The organism is Streptosporangium sp. NPDC001681, from assembly GCF_040298085.1.
In the GTDB taxonomy this organism is placed as follows: Bacteria; Actinomycetota; Actinomycetes; order Streptosporangiales; family Streptosporangiaceae; genus Streptosporangium.
In genome coordinates this window covers 17678-39033 of sequence record NZ_JBEOZN010000099.1, presented here as the reverse complement: position 1 = coordinate 39033, position 21356 = coordinate 17678, and the positions used below count along the sequence as shown (strand labels likewise).

Annotated in this window: 18 protein-coding genes; 15 read left to right on the top strand and 3 right to left on the bottom strand. The window is 70.1% G+C overall.

Annotation, left to right across the window (positions count from 1 at the left end):
• The first annotated feature begins 138 nt into the window (after positions 1-138).
• Both hutU and ABT130_RS34070 read left to right on the top strand, forming a co-directional pair.
• The gene (gene hutU, locus ABT130_RS34075; protein WP_350924874.1) at positions 139-1794 is read left to right on the top strand and encodes a urocanate hydratase; all 1656 of its coding nucleotides are present in this window, start codon (positions 139-141) and stop codon (positions 1792-1794) included.
• A 213-nt stretch (positions 1795-2007) separates the two neighbouring features.
• A complete protein-coding gene (locus ABT130_RS34070; RefSeq protein ID WP_350924876.1) occupies positions 2008-2832 on the top strand; it encodes a MurR/RpiR family transcriptional regulator in 825 nt (274 codons plus the stop codon).
• A gap of 70 nt (positions 2833-2902) precedes the next feature.
• Here ABT130_RS34070 and ABT130_RS34065 read toward each other — a convergent pair whose 3' ends face one another.
• From ABT130_RS34065 to ABT130_RS34055, 3 genes are all read right to left on the bottom strand, one after another.
• Entirely contained in the window at positions 2903-3652 is a 750-nt protein-coding gene (locus tag ABT130_RS34065; protein ID WP_350924878.1) for an ABC transporter permease, read from the bottom strand.
• Between the two features lie 32 nt (positions 3653-3684).
• Positions 3685-4644 carry an ATP-binding cassette domain-containing protein gene (locus tag ABT130_RS34060; RefSeq protein WP_350962485.1) on the bottom strand — a complete coding sequence of 320 codons (960 nt, stop codon included), beginning with the start codon at positions 4642-4644 and terminating at the stop codon, positions 3685-3687.
• A gap of 89 nt (positions 4645-4733) precedes the next feature.
• A complete protein-coding gene (locus ABT130_RS34055; RefSeq protein ID WP_350962483.1) occupies positions 4734-5264 on the bottom strand; it encodes a PadR family transcriptional regulator in 531 nt (176 codons plus the stop codon).
• A gap of 38 nt (positions 5265-5302) precedes the next feature.
• On the opposite strand from ABT130_RS34055, the gene ABT130_RS34050 reads away from it, so the two are divergent.
• The 13 genes from ABT130_RS34050 (at position 5303) to ABT130_RS33990 (ending at position 20922) form a co-directional block, all read left to right on the top strand.
• On the top strand, positions 5303-5632 hold the full coding sequence (locus tag ABT130_RS34050; protein ID WP_350962480.1) for a hypothetical protein: 330 nt from the start codon (positions 5303-5305) through the stop codon (positions 5630-5632).
• A gap of 10 nt (positions 5633-5642) precedes the next feature.
• The gene (locus ABT130_RS34045; protein ID WP_350962477.1) at positions 5643-6329 is read left to right on the top strand and encodes an SDR family oxidoreductase; all 687 of its coding nucleotides are present in this window, start codon (positions 5643-5645) and stop codon (positions 6327-6329) included.
• 123 nt (positions 6330-6452) lie between these two features.
• Positions 6453-7616 carry an allantoate amidohydrolase gene (locus ABT130_RS34040; RefSeq protein WP_350924899.1) on the top strand — a complete coding sequence of 388 codons (1164 nt, stop codon included), beginning with the start codon at positions 6453-6455 and terminating at the stop codon, positions 7614-7616.
• Entirely contained in the window at positions 7604-8965 is a 1362-nt protein-coding gene (locus ABT130_RS34035; RefSeq protein WP_350962475.1) for a formimidoylglutamate deiminase, read from the top strand. Before ABT130_RS34040 ends, ABT130_RS34035 begins: the two co-directional genes overlap by 13 nt.
• Positions 8962-10134, top strand: coding sequence for an imidazolonepropionase (hutI, locus tag ABT130_RS34030; protein ID WP_350962472.1), 1173 nt, complete (start codon positions 8962-8964; stop codon positions 10132-10134). Before ABT130_RS34035 ends, hutI begins: the two co-directional genes overlap by 4 nt.
• Before the next feature lie 210 nt (positions 10135-10344).
• Positions 10345-11283 (top strand): sigma-70 family RNA polymerase sigma factor, encoded by a 939-nt coding sequence (locus tag ABT130_RS34025; protein ID WP_343972014.1) that lies wholly within the window; start codon positions 10345-10347, stop codon positions 11281-11283.
• Positions 11284-12547: 1264 nt separating this feature from the next.
• Positions 12548-13867: an ammonium transporter gene (locus tag ABT130_RS34020; protein WP_350930326.1), complete on the top strand. Its 1320-nt coding sequence runs from the start codon at positions 12548-12550 to the stop codon at positions 13865-13867.
• Positions 13864-14202 carry a P-II family nitrogen regulator gene (locus ABT130_RS34015; protein WP_030906290.1) on the top strand — a complete coding sequence of 113 codons (339 nt, stop codon included), beginning with the start codon at positions 13864-13866 and terminating at the stop codon, positions 14200-14202. The genes ABT130_RS34020 and ABT130_RS34015 overlap by 4 nt, the downstream gene beginning before the upstream one ends.
• A gap of 3 nt (positions 14203-14205) precedes the next feature.
• Entirely contained in the window at positions 14206-16482 is a 2277-nt protein-coding gene (locus tag ABT130_RS34010; protein WP_350962469.1) for a [protein-PII] uridylyltransferase, read from the top strand.
• A gap of 249 nt (positions 16483-16731) precedes the next feature.
• Complete coding sequence (locus ABT130_RS34005; RefSeq protein WP_350962466.1) at positions 16732-19533, top strand: sensor histidine kinase; 2802 nt, start codon at positions 16732-16734, stop codon at positions 19531-19533.
• Complete coding sequence (locus ABT130_RS34000; protein ID WP_451934972.1) at positions 19530-19952, top strand: roadblock/LC7 domain-containing protein; 423 nt, start codon at positions 19530-19532, stop codon at positions 19950-19952. Before ABT130_RS34005 ends, ABT130_RS34000 begins: the two co-directional genes overlap by 4 nt.
• Before the next feature lie 39 nt (positions 19953-19991).
• Positions 19992-20354, top strand: a complete 363-nt coding sequence (locus ABT130_RS33995; RefSeq protein WP_350930329.1) for a DUF742 domain-containing protein — start codon at positions 19992-19994, stop codon at positions 20352-20354.
• Between the two features lie 10 nt (positions 20355-20364).
• A complete protein-coding gene (locus ABT130_RS33990) occupies positions 20365-20922 on the top strand; it encodes a GTP-binding protein (RefSeq protein ID WP_343972082.1) in 558 nt (185 codons plus the stop codon).
• The last annotated feature ends 434 nt before the right edge of the window (positions 20923-21356 follow it).

Below are 21356 nucleotides of genomic sequence, written 5' to 3'. Positions count from 1 at the left end.
CATCCGGACACCGGCCAGGTAGCCGGGAGTGTAGGCGGCCAGGATGGCCCGGGTGGAGTTGCCCTTCCCGGGTTGACCTGTAGCCTCCAGGTGACAAATATGAATGTATTCATTCATTCTTGATGGGGAGGTCCGGGCATGACCGGCAGCCGGGTTGTGCGCGCGCCGCGCGGTACCACGCTCACCGCCAAGGGATGGCCGCAGGAAGCGGCGCTTCGTATGATCCAGAACAATCTGGATCCCGAGGTGGCCGAGCATCCGGAACAGCTCGTCGTCTACGGCGGCTCGGGCAAGGCCGCCCGCGACTGGCGCTCCTTCGACGCGATCACCCGCACCCTGACCAACTTGGCGGGTGACGAGACGCTGCTGGTGCAGTCCGGCCGTCCCGTCGGCGTGTTCCGCACCCACGAGTGGGCCCCGCGGGTGCTCATCGCCAACTCCAACCTGGTGCCCGACTGGGCCGACTGGGAGGAGTTCCGGCGCCTGGAGGCCGCCGGACTGACCATGTACGGGCAGATGACGGCGGGCTCCTGGATCTACATCGGCACCCAGGGCATCCTGCAGGGCACCTACGAGACCTTCGGCGCCGTGGCCGCCAAGCGGTTCGGCGGGAGCCTCGCGGGGACGATCACGCTGACCGCCGGGCTCGGCGGCATGGGCGGCGCGCAGCCGCTGGCCGTGACCATGAACGGCGGCGTGGTGATCTGCGTCGACTGCGACCCCAGGTCGATCGACCGGCGGATCGAGCACCGCTACCTGGACGTCCGCGCCGCCGACCTCGACGAGGCGCTGCGCCTGGCGTACGAGGCCCGCGACCAGCGCAGGCCGTTGAGCATCGGGGTCGAGGGCAACGCGGCCGAGATCGTGCCCGAACTGCTCCGCAGGGGCGCCGAGATCGATGTCGTCACCGACCAGACCTCCGCCCACGACCCGCTGATGTACCTGCCGATCGGCGTGGCCTTCGAGGACATGGCCGACGAACGGGAGAAGGACCCGGCGGGCTTCACCCGCAGGGCCCGCGAGGCCATGGCCAAGCACGTGGAGGCCATGGTCGGCTTCCAGGACGCCGGAGCCGAGGTCTTCGACTACGGCAACTCGATCCGGGGCGAGGCCCGGCTGGCGGGTTACGGCCGCGCGTTCGACTTCCCCGGTTTCGTGCCCGCCTACATCCGGCCGCTGTTCTGCGAGGGCAAGGGCCCGTTCCGCTGGGCCGCGCTCTCCGGCTCCCCCTCCGACATCGCCAAGACCGACCGCGCGATCCTGGAGCTCTTCCCTGACAACGAGCCGCTCGCCAGGTGGATCCGGCTGGCCGGGGAGAAGGTCCACTTCCAGGGCCTGCCCGCCCGTATCTGCTGGCTCGGATACGGGGAGCGCCACCTGGCCGGGGAGCGGTTCAACGACATGGTGGCCTCGGGAGAGATCGAGGCTCCGCTGGTGATCGGCCGCGACCACCTCGACTGCGGCAGTGTGGCGAGCCCGTACCGGGAGACCGAGGGCATGGCCGACGGCTCCGACGCGATCGCCGACTGGCCGCTGCTGAACGCCATGCTCAACGTCGCCTCCGGTGCCGCGTGGGTCTCCATCCACCACGGCGGCGGTGTCGGCATCGGCCGCTCCATCCACGCCGGCCAGGTCACCGTCGCCGACGGCACCAGGCTCGGTGCCGAGAAGCTCAACCGGGTGCTCACCAACGACCCGGGCATGGGGGTCATCCGTCACGCCGACGCCGGCTACGACGAGGCCGTCGCCGTGGCCGAGGAGCGAGACGTCCGCATCCCGATGCGCGAATCCTGACCGGAGGCGCGGGTCCCGGCCGGACGCTCGGGCTCCGGCCGGGGCGCGCCGGTCCAGATCGGGAGATACCCGCACCGATCCGCCCCCCGTGTCCCGATCCCGGGGGTGAATCCTGCCGGCGCCGCTCACCCCCGCCCCGCCCGGGTGTATGAACTACAGCGGGGCGGGGTGGGGAGGGGAATGCTCGTGGAGTGTCGAGCGGTTGGAGAGGGCGTGGGGGACGGACTCGATCAGCTTCTGGAGGGGCGGCGGCTGTCGCCGGTGCAGCGGCGGATCGCGCGCTACCTGGGCGACCACCTGTCCGAGGCCATCTTCCTGTCCAGCGTGGAGCTGGCCGAGCGGGCGGGGGTCAGCCAGCCGTCGGTGACGAGGTTCGCGATGGTGCTCGGTTTCACGGGATATCCCGAGCTCAGACAGGCGCTGCGGCCCCTCGTCGTGGGCGGGCGGAGGCCGTCGCGGGCCAACGACCTGCAGGCGGCGATAGATGTGGAGATCGACAACCTGCGGAGCGTACGCGACGCGCTGGGCGACCCCTCCGACATCTCGGAGCTGGGTGCCAAGCTGGCGGGATGCGAGCCTCTGCCGGTGGTGGGCCTGCGGGTGTCGAGCGGGCTGGCCACCACGTTCGCCTACTTCGCGCGCCGGATCCACCCTGACGTCCGCCTGCTGACCCACGGCGGTTCCGAGCTGGCCGACGGCCTGTACGCGGCGCGCCGCGCGGGGGCGAGCTGGCTGGTCGCGGTGATCCTGCCCCGCTACCCGGCCGAGGCCCTGCAGGCGCTGCGTGGCGCCCGGGACCTGGGCCTGCGTACGGCGGTGATCACCGACCGGCGGGACGTGCCCTTCGAGGCCGACGCGGTCCTGGCCGCCCCCGTCGGCGAACGGCTGGTCTTCGACTCGCACGCGGCGCCACTGGCCCTGGCCATGGTGCTGGTGGAGGCCATGGCGGACGCGGCGCCGCTGCGCACGCAGGCCCGGCTGGAGGAGTACGAACGGATGACCGACCAGGCGGGGGTCTTCACCGAACGGTTCGGCTGACATTCGTGCCCGGGCGAGAGCGGGAGCATCCGGCCGCCGGTTCCGCCGAGGCCGGTGAAAAGCCGCGGAGCTAACCGGCGATCCGGTTCATCGAGCCGACCGACCAGCGCAGGCTGATCGCGGACAGGGCCAGGATGAGACCGAAGGCCAGCGGGATGGAGCCGTCGGAGAAGTCGCCGTCGAACAGCGCCCGGCCGGCCTCGACCGCGTGGTAGAGCGGGTTGAACTGCGCGACGGCCTGCATCCAGCCGGGGGCCAGCGACATCGGCAGCATGATGCCGGTGAGCAGGATCAGCGGCACCGCGAAGAACTGCATGATCTGCGACATGCCGTTCTCGTCGCGCAGCGCGAGGGCCGTGCCGTAGGAGAGCCCCGAGGCCAGCAGGCCGGTGGCCGCCATGAGCAGCAGCATCACCGCCAGCCCGGGGAGGCTGGCCCGCATGCCCATCAGCGTGGCCAGCGCGATCACCAGCAGGGCTTGGACGACCAGCACGATCATGTCGCGCAGGGTGCGCCCCAGCACGATCGCGGGGCGCCATGCCTGGCTGACCGCGAGCCTTTCCAGGTAGCCGTTGCGGATCTCGCCGATCATGCCGAAGCCCACGAAGAGCGAGCCGAACAGGGCGACCATCATCATCACGCCCGGTGTGAACATCCGCAGCGTGTCGCCCGTGCCACCGCCGACGCCGGTGTTGGCCACCAGCGGCGCGAAGAGCAGCAGGTACAGGATGGGCTGCAGCAGGCCGAACAGCGGCCAGACAGGGTTGCGCAGCGTCTGCCCGAGCTCCTGGCCCAGGAACAGCATGGTGTGTCGGAACACGGGGGGTCCTTGTCGGTTCGAAGGGGCGTCGGTCAGGCCGCGTCGCGCAGGGAGCGGCCGGTGTGGCGCAGGAAGACGTCGTCGAGCGTGGCGCGGTCAAGGGAGATCGACCGGATCGGCAGCCCGCCGCCCTCAAGGGTGCGGAGCAGGTGGGGCAGGTTGTGCTCGCCGTCGTCGAGGTAGGCGCGCAGCACGCTCTCCTCCTCGTGGACCTCCTTGATGTAGGGCTCGGAGGTGAGGAGTCTTCGTGCCTCGAAGGCCCGGTCCAGGCGGAGCGTGACGACGTCTCCTGCGATCTCCTTCTTGAGGTCGGCCGGAGTGCCCTCGGCGACGACCCTGCCGTGGTCGATGATGGCCAGCCGGTCGCAGAGGGCGTCGGCCTCCTCCAGGTAGTGGGTGGTCAGCAGCACGCTGGTGCCCCGCTCGCGCAGGGCGCGGACCTCCTCCCACAGGCGGGCGCGGTTCTGCGGGTCCAGACCGGTGGTGGGTTCGTCGAGGAAGAGCAGCCGAGGGCGGTTGACCAGGCCGACGGCCAGGGCCACGCGCCGCTTCTGGCCGCCGGACAGCGTTCTGACGGGCCGGTCGGCGACCTCGGTCAGATCGAGGGCGGTGAGCAGTTCCTCGCTCCGCGCCCCGGCGTCGGCGCGGGACATGCCGCCGATCCGGGCGGCCAGGATCAGCTCGCCGCGGCCGAGGGCGTTCTCGTTCACGCCGCCCGCCTGGCCGACGTAGCCGATCTTCTCCCGTACCCTGGCCGCCTCGGCGGTCACGTCGTGGCCGGCCACCCGGGCGCTGCCCGAGGTGGGGGCGACGAGAGTGGTGAGCATCCTGACGGTGGTGGTCTTGCCGGCGCCGTTCGGGCCGAGCACGGCGAAGATCTCGCCCTCGGCGACGGACAGATCGACCCCTCTCACCGCCTCGACCTGCTCGGTCCTGCCGCGCCCTCGCCGGGCGGTGAAGGTCTTGCGCAGGTCGTGCGCTTCGATGATCATTTTTCTCCGTTTCGGGGGTGCCGGGAAGGCTCAACGGGGTTTGCGGAGAGCGGGTCCCTCCGTGAGAGGGTTCGGCGTGAGGGGGCGGATCAGGGCAGGTCGCCGTCCTTGACCTTCGCGACCGACTCTTCGATCCAGTCGAGCTGCGCCTGGAACTGGTGGATGTTGAGCCGGAGGCACTCGTCGATGTGCCGGGGGGCTCCGTAGCCCTGCTTGCCGCCCAGGGCCCGCCGCATCATCGAGATGGACGCCCGCAACTGCTCGGCCCTCGTCTCCATGGCATTGACCAGATCGACCGGGGAGAGCCGGTCCATGAAGGTGAGCGCGACCTGGAAGGGGTCGACGATCGGCTTCACGAACCACCAGCTGTTCATCAGTTGTTGCTGGAAGTCGGCCCGTCCGGCCTCGGTGATGCCGTAGACCGTCTTGCCCCCCCTGCCCTGCTCGATGATCTCCAGCAGCCCCTCCTCCGCCATCTTGGCCAGGCCGTGGTAGATCGAGCCGTAGGCCACGTTGGCCCAGTTGTCGGCGCCCCACAGTTCGAGGCGGCGCCGTACCTCATAGCCGTGCAGTGGATTGTCGAGCAACACGCCGAGCAGTAGAACACGAGTGGAGGACATATACAAATTTTTATTAAAATTTGTATATGCTGTCAAACATGCGAGAGATCAGGCGTGACGACGACGGCGCCCTTATGGGTTTCATCCGCTCCGATGGCGAGGACTGGGAGCCACTGACCGTGTTCGGTTACCCGCTCGGGGCGTCGCGCTCGGAGGAGGAGGCGCTGGAGAAGGTGCACCGGTCCGGGCTGGAGGTGCTGATGAGGCCCTGGCGGTTCCTGGAGGACGGTGAGTGGTACCGCTGCGTGATCGTGGAGGCCGCGGCCGACGCGGTCACGGTCCGCCCGAACGACTTCCGCTACCCGCGCGAGAACACCGTCGCCGTGACGCTGGAGCGCCCCCGGCCGGAGGTCTTCCAGCCCGAGTAAGGTGATCGACATGCCTGTACGTCCGACCGCACTGGTCACCGGTGCCTCGCGAGGGGTCGGCGCCGCGATCGCCCGCGCCCTGGCCCCCACCCATGACCTGCTGCTCGGCGGCCGCGACCCCGAGGCGCTGGCCGAGATGGCCTCCGCCCTGCCCGGCGCGCGGCCCTGGCCGGTGGAGCTCACCACCGTCACGGAGGCCGACGTCGCCGCCATCGACCGGCTCGACGTGCTGGTGCACAGCGCGGGCGTGCTGCACCTGGGGCGGGTGGAGGAGACCCCGGCCGAGGTGTGGCGGCACACCATGGAGGTCAACGTGATCGCGGTGGTCGAGCTGACCCGGCTGCTGCTGCCCGCCCTGCGCGCGGGGCGCGGTCACGTGGTGCTGATCAACTCCGGCTCCGGACAGCGGGCCAGCGCTGGTTGGGGTTCCTACTCGGCGAGCAAGTTCGCGCTGCGCGCCTTCGCCGACGCGCTCCGCCTGGAGGAGCCGGAGTTTCGAGTGACGACGATCTACCCCGGACGGGTCGACACCGACATGCAGCGTGAGGTACGGGTCCGAGAGGGCGGTCCCTACCAGCCGGAGAGGTACCTGAACGCAGACTCGGTGGCCAGGGTGGTGCAGGCGGCCCTGACCGCGTCACCCGACGCCCACGTCACCGAGATCACCGTTCGTCCCGCCGCAGGCCCCCTGAACTGAGGGGGCCGTACGGCTTCTCGCCCGGCGAGGCGGAGCGGCTCCGCGGGACAGGGAATCGGGTGAAGGTGCGGCGGACTCGCCAATGAATGGGATCATTCACATAATGGGAGGGTGTTCGACGAGATGTGGGGTGCCATCGAGCACCTCGGACGTGATGGCCGGACCCGGGGCTACCTGCGAGACGCGTGGTCGCCGGCGGATCTGGAGCTTCGGCGCTGGTTCGGACAGGAGGCGGCCAGGCGCGGCCTCGACCTGAGGGAGGACCGTAACGGTAATCTGTGGGCCTGGTGGGGTGACCCGTCGGTGCGGCCGGGCGTGGTCACCGGCAGCCACCTCGACTCGGTACGGCAGGGCGGCGCCTTCGACGGCCCCCTGGGAGTCGTGTCGGCCTTCGCCGCCCTCGACCTGCTGCGGGCCAGGGACTTCCGGCCCGCGCGCCCCCTGGGGATCGCCTGCTTCAGCGACGAGGAGGGCGCCAGGTTCGGCGTCCCGTGCGTCGGCTCCCGCCTGCTGACCGGAATCCTGGACCCGGACAGGGCGCGCGCCCTGACCGACGACGAGGGCGACTCGCTGGCCGAGGTACTGCGCGGGGCCGGACGCGACCCGGGCGCCCTGGGCCGGGACGAGGAGACCCTGCGGCATGTCGGGGTCTTCGTCGAGCTCCATGTCGAGCAGGGCAAGGACCTGGTCCACCGGGACGCGCCGGTCGGCGTCGCCTCGGCCATCTGGCCGCACGGCCGCTGGCGGTTCGACTTCCACGGCCAGGCCAACCACGCCGGCACCACCAGGCTGGCCGACCGCGACGACCCGATGCTGCCCTTCGCCCGTACCGTGCTCCACGCCCGCCAGGCCGCCGAGCGCGGCGGTGTGGTCGCCACCTTCGGCAGGATGCGCGTGTCGCCCAACAACGCCAACGCCATCCCCGGACTGGTCAGCGCCTGGCTGGATGCCAGGGGCGGGGACGAGGACGCGGTCAGGGCGCTGGTCGCCGAGCTGACCGAGTTCTCCGGTGCCGAGGTCACCGTCGAGTCGTGGACCCCGGTCGTCGACTTCGACGCGGTCCTGCGCGAGCGGGTCGCCGCCGCCGCCGGGGGCGCCCCCGTCCTGCCGACCGGGGCCGGACACGACGCGGGCATTCTCGCGTCCGCGGGCGTGCCCAGCGCGATGGTGTTCGTCCGCAATCCGACGGGCATCTCTCACTCTCCGGACGAACACGCGGAGACGGCCGACTGCCACGCGGGGGTCACCGTTCTCGCCGCGGCCTTGGAGGACCTGTGCGCGAGCTGAACTACTGGTGCGAGCTGGCCTGGCTGCCACCGGGCGAGGCCGTCGCGGGAGTGCTCGTCAGGGTCCACGACACGGTGATCTCCGAGATCGTCACCGGTGTGGCGACCCCGCCCGGCGGAGCCGTCCGGCTGGCCGGGCTGACCATCCCCGGCTTGGCCAACGCGCACTCCCACGCCTTCCACCGCGCCCTGCGCGGGGTGACGCAACGGGAGAAGGGCAGTTTCTGGACCTGGCGCGAGCAGATGTACGAGGTTGCGGAGACCCTCGACCCCGACTCCTATCTCAGACTCGCCAGGGCCGCGTTCGCCGAGATGGCGCTGGCCGGCATCACCTGTGTCGGGGAGTTCCACTACCTGCACCACGGTCCGGGCGGCAGGCGCTACGACGACCCGAACACCATGGGCCACGTGCTCGTCCAGGCGGCGCGCGAGGCGGGGCTGCGCATCGCGCTGCTGGACGCCTGTTACCTGACCGGTGGCGTCGGCACCCCGCTGAGCGGTGTCCAACTGCGGTTCGGTGACGGCGACGCCGACGGGTGGGCGGCACGGGCGGAGGCGCTCACGACCCACTACCGGGGCGATCCGGACGTGGAGATCGGTGTGGCCGTGCACTCGGTCCGTGCGGTCAGGCCCGAGCAGATCCCCGTGGTCGCCGAGTTCTCCCGCCACCACGCGGTCCCGCTCCACGCCCATGTCTCCGAGCAACGGGCGGAGAACACCGCCTGCGTGGAGGCGTACTCCGCGAGCCCGGTCCAGCTGCTGGAGGCGCACGGCGCGCTCGGCCCCCGCTCGACCGCCGTGCACGCCACACACCTGTCGGACGTGGACGTCGCGCTGCTCGGCGGCTCCGGCACGCGCGTGTGCATGTGCCCCACGACCGAGCGCGACCTCGCCGACGGCATCGGGCCGGCCAGGGCGCTGTTCGACGCGGGGGCGCCCATCACGCTCGGCTCGGACAGTCACGCGGTCGTCGACCTGTTCGAGGAGGCCCGCGCGGTCGAACTGGACGAGCGGCTGGCCACCGAGCGGCGCGGCCACTGGTCGGCCGCCGAGCTCCTGCACGCCGCCACGGCGGCGGGACACGACTCGCTCGGCTTCGCCTGCGCGGGCATGCTCGTCCCCGGCGCGTGGGCCGACCTGGTGTCGGTGCGCCTGGACTCGGTCCGTACGGCGGGCGCCTCCCCGGCGCACCTGGCCGAGACCGTCGTGTTCGCCGCCACGGCCGCCGACGTGCACTCCGTGGTGTCGGGGGGCCGTCGCGTGGTCACCGAGGGCAGGCACGTACTCGGTGACGTGGGCGGCATGCTCACCCAGGCGATCATCGAGGCACGAGCGGGGAGGTCGGTATGACGAGCGAGGACCGGCAGGTGAGGAGCACCCTCTTCGATCGCATCGGACTGCTCTACACGGGCGATCCGGCGCGGGAGGAGATCGAGGACGCGGCACTGGTGGTGCAGGACGGCGAGGTGGTGTGGGCGGGGCCCGCCGGTGCGGCTCCCTGCGCCGACGAGCGGGTGGACGTGGACGGGCGCTGCGTGATCCCTGGGTTCGTCGACAGCCACGCCCACCTCGTCTTCGCGGGCGACCGCACGGCCGAGTTCGCCGCCCGCATGGCGGGCCTGCCCTACACGGCCGGTGGCATCCGCACCACGGTGTCGGCCACCCGCGCCGCCTCCGACGCCGAACTCGTGACGCTCACCGCCGCCCTGGTCGCGGAGATGCTCGCCCAGGGGACGACCACGGTGGAGATCAAGAGTGGTTACGGCCTCACGGTCGAGGACGAGCGCAGGTCCCTGGAGATCGCGCGGGGGTTCACCGAGGAGACCACCTACCTGGGCGCGCACGTGGTGCCCCCCGACGCCTCCTCGGCCGACGAGTACGTCCGCACGGTCACCGGGGAGATGCTGGAGGCCTGCGCGCCGCACGCCCGGTGGGTCGACGTGTTCTGCGAGCGCGGCGCCTTCGACGCCGACCAGAGCAGGGAGATCCTCCTCGCCGGGATGAAGGCGGGACTGCTGCCGAGGATCCACGCCAACCAACTGGGCGCGGGCCCCGGGGCTCGGATCGCCGCCGAGGTGGGTGCGGCCTCCGCCGACCACTGCACCCATCTGAGTGACGACGACGTCTCGGCGCTGTCGTCGGCGGGAGTGGTGGCCACCCTGCTGCCCGGCGCGGAGTTCTCCACCCGCTCGCCCTACCCGGACGCCCGCCGCCTGCTGGACGCCGGGGTGACGGTCGCGCTGGCCACCGACTGCAACCCGGGCTCCTCCTTCACCTCCTCGATGCCCTTCTGCGTGGCGTTGGCGGTCCGCGAGATGCGGATGACGCCGCTGGAGGCGATCAGGGCGGCCACCTACGGCGGGGCCAGGGCGTTGCGCCGCGGGGACGTCGGCACACTGCGCGTGGGAACCAGGGGGAATCTGGTGATCCTGGACGCCCCGACGTACGTCCATCTCGCCTACCGGCCGGGGGTGCCGCTGGTGACACAGGTGTGGAAGGAGGGACGCCGTCTGGTTTAGCCCTCTTTGCCGGGGGCAGCCGTGGGCCTTGTCGCGGCGTCGGGAGGCATCCTCCCTGAGGAGGAGTTCAGAACCATTCTCCAGGCGTACTTCTTGAGGGAATCTTTGCTCTGATCCAGCCGTTGAAAAGTCAAGCGACGTGTCCGCGCGCATGGGGCGTTGAGCGAGCGGGTGGACACGTCATAAGCAGCCGGAGCGAGGTGCCATCGAATGGCAAGGCCGACGGGGAATCGGACGCAGGATCAGCATGTCTCTGACAGGGACCTGCTCGGAACCTACCTGGCAGAGATTGGCAGGGTGCCCCTGCTCACCGCGGAGGAAGAGGTGGAACTCGCCAAGCGGATCGAGGCGGGACTCTTCGCTGAGCAGTTGCTGGACGGCGGGTTGACGGAGCCGCGGATCGCGGACGCCGCCGATGAGGAGCTTGAGCGTTTGGCTGTTTCCGGACGAAGGGCCAAGGATGAATTCATCCAGGCCAATCTACGTCTTGTGGTGGCCGTCGCGCGCAAATATTCAGGGCGGGGAATGCCGCTGATCGATCTGGTTCAGGAGGGAAACCTGGGACTGGTTCGCGCGGTTGAGAAGTTCGACTACCGGCGCGGTTACAAGTTCTCGACTTATGCCACCTGGTGGATCCGGCAGTCCGTGGGGCGCGCCATCCACGAGCAGGCCCGGCCGGTCCGCCTGCCCACCCACGCGGGTGAGCAGATGACCAGGCTGATGCGGGTCCGCCGGGACATGCTGGCCGAGTTCGACGCCGAGCCGACCGACGCCGACCTGGCGGCGGTGCTCGAACTGCCCATCGAGCGGGTCCGCGAGCTCCGCCGCTGGGCCTCCGACCCCGTCTCCCTGCAACTGGGCGTGGGCGACGAGGACGAGACCGAACTCGGCGACATGATCGCCGACGACACGTGGGCCGATCCCGAGCAGCAGGCGATGGACGTCCTTGAGCGCGAGCGTCTGGAGGAGTGGTTGACGGGGCTGGAGGGGCAGACCCGCGAGATGCTCCGCTGGCGCTACGGCCTGATGGACGGCCGCGAGCACACGCTGACCGAGGTCGGCGAGCGCTATGGCATCGGCAGGGACCGCGCCCGCCGCATCGAGCGCGACGCCCTGGCCCGGCTGCGGAAGATGGCCACGGCGGCCTGAGCCGTCTGCGATCCGGCACGCTCCCTGTGGGGCGTGCCGGATCGTTTTTCTGGGTGTGCTTTGGTTCTGTGTCCGCTGCGGTGCTTTGGCGCTGTGTCCGCTGCGGTGGGCGGGCGTTCCGGGCGGCCGTCTCAGTTGCCGTCCCGTGGTTCAGGCCTCCGGCCTGCTCGGGCGCTGTGGTTCCTGGCTTCTTCCAAGCCGCCCGGAACGCCCGCCCACCTCCGCTGCACGCCGTCTCGCCGTACGGCGTGCGGGCCGTAGCGGGTTTCTTTCCGGCCGTCCGGTGTCCTGTGCGTGGCTGAAGCGATCTCTGCGGGGCCGTTCGGGCGAGGCGCCGTAGCTGAAGCGCCACTGCGGGAAGGAGCGCGGGGCCGGGCCGAGACAGGGACAGGGCTGGGCCGAAGGCGTGTGGGGGCGGGGCCGGGCCGAGGGGGGCATGGGGCTAGGCCGAGGCGGGGGCGGGGCGGTTTCATGGGGGTTGAGGGGGGATCGGGCTCACACCGGGGGCCGGCTGGGGTTCGCCGTGCGCTCCTTTCGAAAGCGACGCTTCAGCTACGGCGATTCGCGCCGAGCGATCTCGTACGGATTGCTTCAGCCGCGCAGGGGTCATTGGGCGGTCCGAGAGTGAGCGATTACGGCTCGCAGTCCGTACGGCGGGAGCCTGTCAAGCGGAGGTGGGCGGGTGGTCCGGCCGGCGTGAAAAGAGTCCGTGACCACAGCGCCCGAGCAGGCCGGAGGCCTGGATCACCAGACAGCGAGTGAGACGGCCGGCCGGACCACCCGCCCACCGCAGCGTGAACGGCGGCAGGAGAGCGCGCAGAGTGAACGGCGGCAGGAGAGCGCGCGGCGTGAACGGTGGTTGGGGTCGCGCGGTGTGAACGGCGGTGGGGGTCGTGGTGGGAGCGATCAGTTCGTTCCTTCGCCGGGTGGGGAGTACGGCTCAACGTGTTCGCCCGGATGAGGGGACATGGCGGGCGTGGCGGCGGTCATGCGCGTGGTCATCGGCGGCCCTCCGAAGGCCCGGGTGGTTGCCCACCTGGGCATCTTTTGGGTCATTGATAAGCCGAGACATGCCCGGTCCGAAACTCGATGGAAACATCGTGTGGCCGAGATTCACAGATGTGAAACACGCAGGGTCGCGCCTTGAAACGGCGGAAGAACACGCTGTGGCGCAACGTCAGTGCGCGGCCGGTCGACGGAGCCCTGGAAGCGTCCACTGCATGTGAAACCGGCAAAACGCCAATTGGAAGGAGGGTCGCTTCGCATGGAGATCGATAGCGGCTCCACAGCCTGGATGCTCGCGAGCACCGCACTCGTTCTGCTCATGACGCCAGGTCTCGCTTTCTTCTACGGGGGTATGACCAGGGCGAAGAGCGTTCTCAACATGATGATGATGTCGTGGGTCAGCATCATCGTCGTAACGATCGCCTGGGTTCTCTACGGTCACTCGCTGGCCTTCGACGCCGTCGGGGACGGCTCTGGATTCCTCAACAAGATCATTGGCGGGCTCGACAACATCGGGTTGAGCGGCCTGGTCGAGACGGCGACCAAGGATGACGGCACCGGTATGCCGAGTCTGGTCTTCTCGACGTTCCAGATGACTTTCGCCATCATTACGGTCGCGCTGATCAGCGGCGCGCTCGCCGACCGGGTCAAGTTCGGCGCCTGGGTGGTCTTCGCCCTCGTCTGGGCGACCGTCGTCTACTTCCCCGTGGCCCACTGGGTGTGGGGCGGCGGCTGGCTGAGCACCCTCGGCATCGAGGACTTCGCCGGAGGCACCGTCGTCCACATCAATGCCGGTGCCGCGGCCCTGGCGGTCGCGCTCGTGATCGGCAAGCGTGTCGGCTGGCGCAAGGACCCGATGCGGCCGCACAACCTCACGCTCGTCCTCCTCGGCGCGGGCCTGCTCTGGTTCGGCTGGTTCGGCTTCAACGCGGGCTCCGAGCTCGCCGTCGACGGCACGACCGGCCTGGCGTTCATGAACACCCAGATCGCCACCGCGGTCGCGGCCGGCGCCTGGATCCTCGTCGAGAAGCTCCGCGACGGCCACTCCACTACCCTCGGTGTCGCCTCCGGTGCGGTCTCCGGCCTGGTCGCCATCACCCCGGCCTGTGGTTTCGTCGACCCCTGGGCGGCGTTCGTGATCGGCGCGCTCGCCGGTGTCGCCTGTGCCTACGCGGTCGGCCTGAAGTACAAGCTCGGCTACGACGACTCCCTCGACGTGGTCGGCGTTCACATGGTCGGCGGTGTCGTGGGCGCGGTGGCGCTGGGCTTCGTCGCCGCCTACCCGTTCGCCGACGGTCAGGAGAAGGGCCTCTTCTACGGCGGTCCGATCTCCCAGCTCGGCGTGCAGGTGCTCGGTCCCGTCGCGGTCGGCGCCTACTCCTTCATCGTCTCCTGGATCATCGCGAAGATCATCGACAAGACGATGGGCTTCCGCATCACCCAGGAGCAGGAGATCGCCGGCGTCGACATCACCACCCACGCCGAGACCGGTTACGACCTCGGCACCATCCACTCCTCGGGTGTCGCGGCCGTCAACGGTCCGGTTTCCGCCCCGGCGTCTAAGAAGGTGGACGCATGAGACTCATCACCGCGATCATCAAACCGTTCAAACTGGACGATGTGAAGGCGGCCCTGGAGCAGTTCGGGGTCAAGGGCATGACGGTCAGCGAGGCCAGCGGCTACGGCCGCCAGCGCGGCCACACCGAGGTCTACCGGGGTGCCGAGTACCAGGTCGACCTGGTGCCCAAGGTCCGCCTCGAAGTGCTCACCGAGGAGGACGACGCCGAGGACGTCATCGACGTCATCGTCAAGGCCGCGCAGACCGGCAAGATCGGCGACGGCAAGGTCTGGTCCGTTCCTGTGGACACGGTGATCCGCGTCCGCACCGGGGAACGCGGACCTGAGGCGCTCTAACCGGTGAGAGGCGACACTCGCTCGTACGCCGCGGCCCGTAAGGAACGGGCCGCGGACATCGACCGCTGGTTGACGGACCTGGTCAGAACCGCCTGCGGCACGCCGTACGGGCACAACGGGGGAATGACGAGAAACGACGAGCGCGGCGCCCTCAGCGGAGTCGCGCTCGTCGCGGTCGGGAGTCTGGGCCGCTCGGAGCTCGCGCCGGGCAGTGACCTCGACCTGGTCCTGCTCCACGACGGACGAGATGATGTGGCGCGTATCGCCGACCGCATCTGGTATCCGATCTGGGACTCCGGGATCGGCCTCGACCATTCGGTGCGGACCGTGGACGAGGCGGCGAGGGTGGCCAGGGAGGATCTCAAGGCGGTCCTCGGGCTGATCCAGGCCCGGCACGTGGCGGGAGACCAGGAGCTGACGCGGTCGGTACGCGAGGTCGTGCTCGCCGAGTGGCGGGCCGACTCCCGGCGCCGCCTGGGCGAGCTGCGCGATGCCGCGGACAAGCGGGCGGAGGCGAGCGGGGAGCTGGCGTTCCTGCTCGAACCCGACATCAAGGACTCCCGCGGCGGCATCCGTGATGTGCAGGCGATGCAGGCCGTGGCGGCGGCCTGGGTCGCCTCGGCTCCCGGCCCGCGAGTCCGCGAGGCCTACGAGCTGCTGCTCGACATCCGGCACGGCCTGCACCTGGTGACCGCCCGAGGTGCCGACCGGCTGGTGCTCCAGGAGCAGGACGCGGTCGCCGGGATTCTCGGCCTGCTCGACGCCGAGGCGCTGATGCGCAGGCTCGCCGAGGCCGCCAGGACCATCGGGCACGCCTTCGACGCCACCTGGCGGACCGTCGACCGGCTGTTGACCGGTCCCACCCCCCGTGGCCGCCGCCCGCTCGCCGACGGCGTCGTCGAGCACGGCGGAGAGGTCGTGCTGGCCCGCGGGGTCAACCCCCGCAAGGACCCGACCCTCGTGCTGCGCGCCGCCGCCGCGGCGGCCGAGGCGGGGCTGCCGCTGGCGCCCGCCACGGTCAGCACGCTGGCAGCCCAGTCGCCGCCACTCCCCGTTCCCTGGCCGGACGAGGCACGCGATGCCCTGGTGGCCCTGCTGGGCGCCGGGCGTGCGGCCGTGCCGGTCTGGGAGGAGCTGGACCAGGCGGGGATGCTGGTCCGCCTGCTGCCCGACTGGGAGCGGGTGCGACACCGCCCGCAGCGCAACCCGGTGCACCGCTACACGGTCGACCGGCATCTGATCGAGGCCGCCGCCGGGGCCGCCTCGTTCACCCGTGAGGTCTCCCGGCCCGACCTGCTGCTCATATCGGCGCTTCTGCACGACATCGGTAAGGGATACCCCGGCGACCACTCCACCACCGGCGCCGTCGTCGCCCGCGACATCGGGACCCGGATGGGCCTGCCCCCGGCGGACGTCGACACCCTGGAGACCGTGGTCCGCCATCACCTCCTGCTGCCCGAGACGGCCACCCGCCGCGACCTGGACGACCCGGTGACCATCTCCCGGGTGGCCGAGGCCGTCGGCACGCGCGAGGTCCTCGAACTGCTGGCGGCCCTCGCCGTGGCCGACGGCCACGCCACCGGGCCCGCCGCCTGGAACTCGTGGAAGGCCTCACTGGTCACCGATCTGGTACGCCGGGTCCGTTCGGCGCTCTCCGGCACCCCGCTGCGGCCCGCGCCCTCGCTCTCGGTGGAGCAGGCGTCCCTGGCCCGACACGGCGGAGGCGCCGTGCGGATCAACGGGGGAGCGGTCACCGTGGTCGCGCCGGACCGCGCCGGGCTGCTCTGGCGTGCGGCCGGGGTGCTGGCCGCGCATCGGATGGTGGTGCGTGCCGCGTCGGCGGCCTCGGCGGGGGCGACCGCCGTGATCGAGTTCTCGGTCGTTCCCGAGTACGGCTCGCCGCCCGACCCCGCGACGCTGGAGGCCGACCTGCGGCTGGTCCTGGCCGGCCGCCTCGACATCGAGCAGCGCCTCGCCAGGAGGAGCAGGTCGATGCGCCCGGCCCGGGTGCCGGTGGCGCCGCCCAGGGTGAACCTGGTGGACGACGCGTCGAACACCGCGACGGTCATCGAGGTGCGCGCCCATGACCGCCCGGGACTTTTGTGGCGGATTGGTAGAGCGTTTGGTGAATGTGGCCTTGACGTACGGGCTGCCCGTGTGGAGACTCTCGGCGCAGAGGCGGTGGACGTCTTCTACGTGGTCGACAGAGCCGGCCGTCCGCTGACCGACGAGGTCCAGCGAGCTCAGATACGGGACCAGGTGCTGGCTGCCCTGCGGTAGCCGCGGATGATCGCCCCCTCGTCGCCTTCGTAACGATTAAAGGCGATATGTCGGTTTTGTCGATTCTTTCACGTGACCTTGTGGTCTGATGTTGTTCATCTGTGTCGTGATTGAGGGGTAGCGAGATCTGTGGCGACGGCGACATCCGATAACGGGAGTGCTTCGGCACCCGACCGTGGCAAGCGGCCTGCCGCCCGGTTCGGCCTGAAGAACTGGCGTGTCCGTTCGCGTCTGACGGCTCTGATCCTGGTGCCGACCACAGTGGGTGTCGTGCTCGCGGGCACGCGCGTGGTGGCCTCCGTCGACAGCGTCGCCGGATACCAGCGGACCGCCGCCGCGGCGGAGTACTCCGGCGGTCTTCGGGATCTGGCCCAGGCGCTCGGGTTGGAACGTGACAGAGGTGCCTGGGCATCGTTCCAGCCTTCGGACAAGGGGTTGAAGGAGAGCGAGGAGGCCCAGCGGAAGGTGGTCGACGCACTGGCCAAGAAGGTGCAGGTGGAGGTCCAGGCGATCGACGACTCCTACGGCCCCCGAGCCGTCGAGGCGGCCAGGAACGTCGCCTACCAGCTGGAAGGCCTTCCCGAGCTGCGCCGCCTGCCGGGCACGACCCGGGTGGAACGTTACAGCCACATGATCGCCCCGTTGCTCAAGCTCCACGAGGAGCTCACGCTGGTCAGCGACGATTCGGAGATCATCGGCAACACCCGCGCGCTCAGTGCCCTGGCGTATGCCAAGGAGGAGGTCTCCAAGCAGCGCGCCCGCCTGCTGGCCGGTTACTACGCGCCCTCGCTGATCAACCCGCAGGAGATCGAGAAGTTCATCGCCTCCCGTTCCCGCATGAACGAGTTCGAGGCGGACTTCAGCGTCGAGGCGAGCCCGGCCAACGGCCAGCTCCTCGCCAGCGCCATGATCGACGAGAGGGTGTACCGGGCCGAGCTGACCAAGTCCAGAGCGATCGTGCTCGCCGGCGACCCCCGGCACACCGGACGGTTGCTGTCGGGTTCCAACGATGTCAAGCAGTGGTTCTCGGACAACACCGCGGTCCTCGACCTGATGCGGAAGGTCGAGACCAGGGTCGCCGATGACGTGGTCGCCAGGGCCCGGATGCTGGAGGACACCGAGCAGCGCAACGCGATCATCACGTCCGCCCTGATCCTGATCCTGCTCCTGCTGGTGCTCGGCCTCACGGTGGTCATCGCCCGCTCGATGGTGACGCCGCTGCGCCGCCTGCGAGCCGAGGCGCTGGAGGTCGCGGGCTTCAGGCTTCCCGAGGTGGTGCAACGGCTACGGGTCTCCGGCGACACCAGGACACCCGAGATCGCCCCCATCCCGGTCGAGAGCACCGACGAGATCGGCGAGGTGGCCAAGGCCTTCGACGAGGTCCACCGGCAGGCCGTTCGCCTGGCCGCCGAGGAGTCCGAGCTCCGCTCCAACGTCAGCGCGATGTTCGTCAACCTGTCGCGTCGCACGCAGACCCTGGTCGAGCGGCAGATCTCGCTGATCGACGGCCTGGAGAAGGGCGAGGAGGACGGAAACCGCCTGGCCGACCTGTTCAGGCTCGACCACCTGGCCACCCGCATGCGGCGCAACTCCGAGAACCTCCTGGTCCTCGCCGGTCACGAGCCGCCCCGCAGGCGCAGCAAGCCGGCCAAGCTCGTCGACGTCGTGCGCGCCTCCCTGTCGGAGGTCGAGGACTACGATCGGGTCCAGGTCAGGGTGCACCGTACGATCTCGGTCGCGGGCAGCGCCGCCAACGACATCGTGCACCTGGTCGCCGAGCTGGTGGAGAACGCCATCCAGTTCTCCCCCCGGGCCAGCCGGGTCGTGGTCTCCAGCAGTGCGATCGAGGGCGGCGGCGCGCTGCTCGCGATCAGCGACCCGGGCATCGGCATGACTCACGAGGAACTGGTCGAGGCGAACCGCAGGCTGGCGGAGCCGCCCGTGGTCGATGTCTCGGTGTCGCGGCGGATGGGCCTGTTCGTGGTCGGCCGCCTGGCCTTGCGGCACGGCATCCGGGTGCAGCTGCGCCCGCAGGAGGGCGGCGGCCTCGTCGCCATGGTGCTGCTCCCGCCGGAACTCGTCGCTCAGGAGGACCAGCCGGTGCGGACCCCCTCCTGGGGGGCGGACTCCTGGGGGGCGGAGCAGGCGGCCTCGGGGGACTTCTCCGCCCAGGCGCCCATCGGTCGCCCGCCTGTCCAGCAACCCTCGTACGGGCAGGATTCGTTCGAGCATTCCTCGTTCGGGCGGGATTCGTTCGGGCAGGCGTCCACCCCGGACGCACCCTCGTTCGGCTCGACCTCGCTGCCCGGTGACCACTTCGCCGCGGAACGGCAGGCCTCCGCAGGTCAGGCGGACTCGTCCGGTGCTCCGGCAGGTGGCGCGCCACTGCCCAAGCGCCAGGTCGGCGGGCCGAAAGGCGGCGGGGGTGTCCCCACCCAGGGAATCTCCTCATGGGGTGAGTCCTCATACGAGTACGAGTACGAGTACGGGTACGAGAATCCGGCGGGGGCGATGCCCACGGTGGGCGTCTCCCCGCTCGAAGCCGAGCAGGAGGAGTACCTGCCCATCTTCGCCTCGGTCGAGTCGGCCTGGTTCCGCCGGGCGGAAGATCCGGCGGAAGGCGGGACGCCCGCCCCCCTTGCGCCGGCGAGCACGTCCGGCGAGCAGTCCACACCACCGGCGGGTGTACCGGTCCACCAGGCGGCTCACGAGCCGGTCTCCCCCTCGGTGGGGGCGGAGGCGGAGCGATCCGCGACGTCGGGCGACCCGGACGGCTGGAACACCCCGTCCGACGCCGGCTGGCGGGCCGCCCAGGCGGTGAGCGACCCCACCCTCGGCGGGATCACCGCTGCGGGTCTGCCCAAGCGCACTCCCCGGGCGAATCTCGTACCGGGTACGGCCGCTCCCACGCTGTCCGGTCCGGCGCCGTCCATGTCCCCGGACAGGGTGCGCAACCGTCTGACGAGTTTCCAGCAGGGGGTGCGACGAGGTCGCGCCGAAGTAGCCGACACCACTACCAGGAGCCTTACCGACAAGGAGGATGGCTCGTGACGACCCTGAGTCATGAGGCACGCAGGTTCGACTGGCTGATCACCGAGTTCGTCCGCGGCACGCCCGGTGTCGCGCACGCGGTGTGCGTCTCCGCCGACGGGCTGAGAATCGCCAGTTCGGAGGGATTTCCGGCCGACAGGGCCGACCAGCTCGCCGCGGTCGCCGCGGGTCTGCTCAGCCTGACCGTGGGGGCCTCCCGGGTGTTCGACGGAGGTACGGTCACCCAGACCGTGGTCGAGATGGAGCGCGGTCTGTTGCTGGTCATGGCGATCAGCGACGGTTCCGCGCTCGCCGTGCTGGCCTCCTCCGACTGCGACATGGGTCTGGTGGCGTACCAGATGACCCTGCTCGTCGAGCGGGCCGGTCAGGTGCTCACCCCCGCGCTCCGCGCCGAGCTACAGTCCCTTCGGGGTCGGTAGTGACCGGGGCCGTGCCGGGTTTGTTCAGGGGAGGGGTCAGTGCGGGGGTTTGACGGAAGCGAGGACGACGAGCCGCTGTTCCGTCCGTACACCGTCACCGGTGGCAGGTCGGAGCCCCGTTTCCACCTGGCCATGGAGACGTTGGTCTCCTCTTCCTTCATCATGGAGGAGGACCTGGCTCTGCTCACCCCCGAGCAGGATGCGATCATCAGGCTCTGTCGCTCGTACCGCTCTGTGGCTGAGATCTCGGCTCTGCTGAAGGTCCCGCTCGGCGTGGCCCGCGTTCTGGTGGCGGATATGGTCGACGAGGGCTTCGTCCGCATCCATCAGCCGCGTCTTAATGAGGGACAACCGGATCTCAACATGCTCGAAAGGGTTCTCAGTGGACTTCGCAGGCTCTAGCCAGGGTGGCCTGACGTCAACGAAAATCGTTGTCGCGGGCGGGTTCGGTGTCGGCAAGACCACGTTCGTGGGGGCGGTGTCGGAAATCCTGCCGCTGACCACGGAGGCGGTGATGACCGACGCCAGCGCCGGGATCGACGACCTGGGGCTGACTCCGAACAAGACCACCACCACGGTCGCGATGGACTTCGGTCGTCTTTCGCTGGACCGCGACCTGATCCTGTATCTGTTCGGCACGCCCGGCCAGCACCGGTTCTGGTTCATGTGGGACGACCTGGTCCGCGGCGCGATCGGCGCGGTGGTCCTGATCGACACCCGGCGGCTGGCCGACGGCTTTCCGGCGATCGACTACTTCGAGGAGGCCAAGCTCCCCTTCCTGGTCGGCATCAACGGCTGGAACGGAGAGTTCCCGCACAACGAGGACGAGGTGCGCGAGGCTCTGACGCTGGCCCCGCACATCCCGGTCGTGCGGACCGACGCCCGCTCCCGGGACTCCGTCAAGGGCACGCTGATCACTCTGGTCGAGCACGTTCTGCGGGTCCGCGCGGCCTACGGCACGTCTGTGTAGCCCTCGCCGCATCCGAGTGGGGTGGCCGCGGACCACGGACCCACCCGGATGCGGGCTCGCCGGCCCTGCTGATTATTTCGCGGCGATCAACATCGGTCGCCGGGCAGTGTGTCACGCTGCCGACGACGCGGCCTGAACCGTCGAATCCATCGACCGCGAGGAGCTGCAAGCTCGGCCCCCAGGGCCGAGAAGTTGACAATGTTGCGATCTTCCGGGGACGGCGTGTTTCCGTTCAGCGCTGCTGAACCGCCGAATGGAACGATGTGAGCGACCAGGTAAGCCGGGAAATGCGTAATAAGGGTATTCGGGCGACTGAAACTGATGTTCCAGTCGCAGCTGGGGCTCCAGGTTCTAGTCACCACTTCACTAGAAATACGCATTTATTGAGCTGTGTTCGCTTGGCCCCGTAGGTCGAGGTGTGCTCGAATTGCCGG